General features: G+C 53.8%; 2 protein-coding genes and 1 pseudogene. All 3 read right to left on the bottom strand.

Annotation, left to right across the window (positions count from 1 at the left end; translation table 11 throughout):
- Window positions 1-136 precede the first annotated feature (136 nt).
- A complete protein-coding gene (locus AC13C0_RS07010) occupies window positions 137-415 on the bottom strand; it encodes a choice-of-anchor N protein (protein WP_341581277.1) in 279 nt (92 codons plus the stop codon).
- Window positions 416-962: 547 nt separating this feature from the next.
- Window positions 963-1,319, bottom strand: coding sequence for a hypothetical protein (locus AC13C0_RS07015; protein WP_341581278.1), 357 nt, complete (start codon window positions 1,317-1,319; stop codon window positions 963-965).
- Window positions 1,320-1,468: 149 nt separating this feature from the next.
- Window positions 1,469-3,057, bottom strand: a pseudogene (locus AC13C0_RS07020) (IS3 family transposase).
- Window positions 3,058-3,090: the final 33 nt, after the last annotated feature.

Raw genomic sequence — 3,090 nt, forward strand, 5'->3', positions numbered from 1 at the left:
CATACACCACCTGCTCACGCATATTGCCGAGGCGGATACGGCGGAGAAACTGGAAGCATTGCTGCCCTGGAACGTGGAGCTGGTTCGGGTCTGACATCTCAGTGCGGGTGATGCAAGTGGGTCGATTTAAATGCGCTTACCCATTTACGGTGACACTGCCAAGGTTAGCCGGATCCCCGATATTCTGGGTCTTGGGCAGTAGCGCGACCGAAAGGTAATAGTCAATAGCTGTATCTACTTCGGTTGTCTTGCCCAAGGCCCATAGATCAAATGATGAAGTTGTAGTCACGGTGCTCTCTTCTGTACCGCCTACATAGGTGCCGCCATCAATATCCAGTTGTAGTGTTGGTATGGCAAGCGCAGAGCCCGCTCCCAGCATCCCTGTAACCAAGGCCGCTAAAGTTCCCGTTCTCATAGCGACAATCCTCCAAAATTTCATATGCATGTCCCAACCAGTCAATGGCGGGTGTCCTGTGGAATACATGCAAAAGCATGACCAGAAACTAGAAGTAACGGAGTTTCAACGGCCTGACTTTACAAGGTAATTGCTTGGTAGGTGCTGTGTGTAAAATATGCCGACAAGAATCTGAGCTTTGATGAGTGGTCATGACACCATAACGTGGCCGGTGTTTGTCACCATAAATTGGCCGGGTTTTCCAGCCAATAATAGAATGACCAGATATTGTGGTATTAAGCCTTTTAAACAAAAGCGAACATTCGCCGATCTCAAAACCCCAGTTTCGCAGGGGCAAGGGCCTATCGACGTAACGGTGCGGGTGGCCGAAGGGTTCTGGTGGAATGTCAGTAAAGGCGCCATCATCAAGGCGGCTAATTCCGAGAAGGCTCAACGAAAGCCGGTAAGGGCGCCCGGGTCACTCCGTTACTGAACGACTGCGGCGGTTACGCCCCCACCGTTTAACCTCTATGTTAATTTATCCTCCGTGTTAATTCCGCCATCCAGCTCAGAGGCAGTACTGCTTCCACTGCGCGATGGCGTTTGCGGATCCTTTCAGTGTTAGCGACTCTTCCCTGTCTTCGCCTTTTCCGCGGGGGTCAATCTTGAAGGTAACGCCTTTGCCTCTGGATAGTTCGTCGAGCAGCTCGGGCAAGTCATCGTGATCTTTGATCGAGGCGAACCCACTGGACATTGAATTGGCAAACATATTGCCATCGAATCGGAAAACCTTTCCGTCAGCGTCCACCATCACCATGAAGTCTACAGGGGCGCTGTAATAAGCCAGTGGCATTTCGAAGGAGAAGCGCAGAAGTACGTTTTTTACCACTCCGTCGGTTACGTCGCAGCGAAGGCCAAGGCTCATATACTCAGTTTCGTAAAAGCCCACCTGGTCGGTGTATCCGACGACCTGATCGTAGGCTGTTTTGGCGGTGTAGGTGGTTTCACCGGCAAATCGGTCTTCGGAGGCAGACGTCGTCTGTCAAGGTAGTTGGCACCTGATTCAGTTGGGCTCTAATGAGCCACGCATTGTTCTTTAACAGTTTGCTCTTCTGGTAATGGATTCAACCACACAGCTCCGATCGGCTCACAGTTCCGGATGCTGGTTGACCAGCGGCCAGGGTTCTTTTCTCTGGCCTTTAGCAAGGTGATCTTTCGGCGTGCCAGTATGTCAGCGTCTTTGCCTGCATGGCGGTCTGCCGGTGTCACATAGCGGATAGCGCTGTGACGGTGTTCTTCGTTATACCAGCCGATGAACTTCCTTACCCAGTCACGTGCCAGCTCCAGGTTCTCAAAGCCTTCAGGCGGGTATCCCGGACGCTGCTTGGTGGTGCCGAACAGCGATTCGATATAGGCGTTGTCGTTAGACACACGCGGCCGGCTGTAGGACGGCGTGACACCCAGTTTCTCGAACGTCGCCGGTAACGTGCCACCTTTCATGGCACTGCCATTGTCCGAATGCACCACCGGTGGGTTGTTGATACAGCCTTCACGGAGCAGCGCTTTGCGCAGCACGATTTCACTATTGGCGGCGCTTTCTGCATCGAAGACTTCGGCACCCACGATCTTGCGGCTGTAGACGTCGAGCATGAAGTACAGATAAAAGAATTGACCCCGAACCATAGACTTTAAGTAAGTCACGTCCCAGCACCAGACCTGATTCGGTCTGGTCGCCTCGTGCCGGCGTGGCGGGCCCACTCGTCCGGATGATCGTGTGCCCCGGCGATGGTTCTCATTGTGTTCGGTCAGAACGCGATAAAATGACGATTCTGAGGCGATGTACCAGCCATGGTCATCCAGCAACAGCGGCACGACCTGAGACGGTGGCAGACTGGCGTAATCGGACTGGTGGCAAACGGCCAGGATCATGGCTTTCTCCATTGCGGTCAGTGCATGAGGCGGTGTGTGTTTTGGTGCGCTTGGCCGGCCATCCTCATCACCGGCTTTCCAGCGGCGATAGGTGTTGGTGCCAATGCCCAGCTCGGCACAAGCGCTTTTCAGGCGCGCGCCATCCACACGGGCCTCATCAACCAGCTCTAAGGCATGCTGGCGATCTCGGGTGCTGGTCAGTCGTCCTCGTCCCCCCAGATCGCCTGGGCCTTTTTTCGCAGGGCCAACAGCGCGGCTGTTTCAGCCAGGGCGGCGTCTTTACGCTTCAGTTCGCGTTCAAGTTGCCGGGTGCGTTTTTTCTCCTGCTTGACCGCTTCACGAGAGCGTTTTTCGACCTTTTCATCGCGATCATTGGCGATTTCACAACTCTGGCGCCAGCGTCGAATCTGCTCGGGATAAACGCCCCGTTTGCGACAATACTCATTCAACTCGGACTCGCTCAGTGCGGCGGTCTCAAGCACGGCATTGAACTTATCGCGAGAACTCCAACCTTCCGGATCTGAACCGTGATCTGGCAGTAACTGTCCATTTTTCCGAGCTTCGTTTCGCCAGTTGTAAAGAGTGGCATCGGAAATACCTTCTTCCTCTGCCACTACGGCAACTGGCCGGTTATTAGGTGGCAGTAACTTTTTAAGAATGGCTTCGCGACGCTCCGGTGAATATTTCATGAAAACCTCTGTCTCTCGCCCCACTTTATTGAGAGAGTCTAACATCGGGTGGGGTTCCAACTACCTTGACAGAGGGGG

Source organism: Marinobacter sp. B-21 (assembly GCF_056857895.1).

Coding starts and splice junctions, on each gene's coding strand:
- AC13C0_RS07010 (WP_341581277.1), bottom strand. CDS start 415: ATGAGAACGGGAACTTTAGCGGCCTTGGTTACAGGGATGCTGGGAGCG.
- AC13C0_RS07015 (WP_341581278.1), bottom strand. CDS start 1,319: ATGAGCCTTGGCCTTCGCTGCGACGTAACCGACGGAGTGGTAAAAAAC.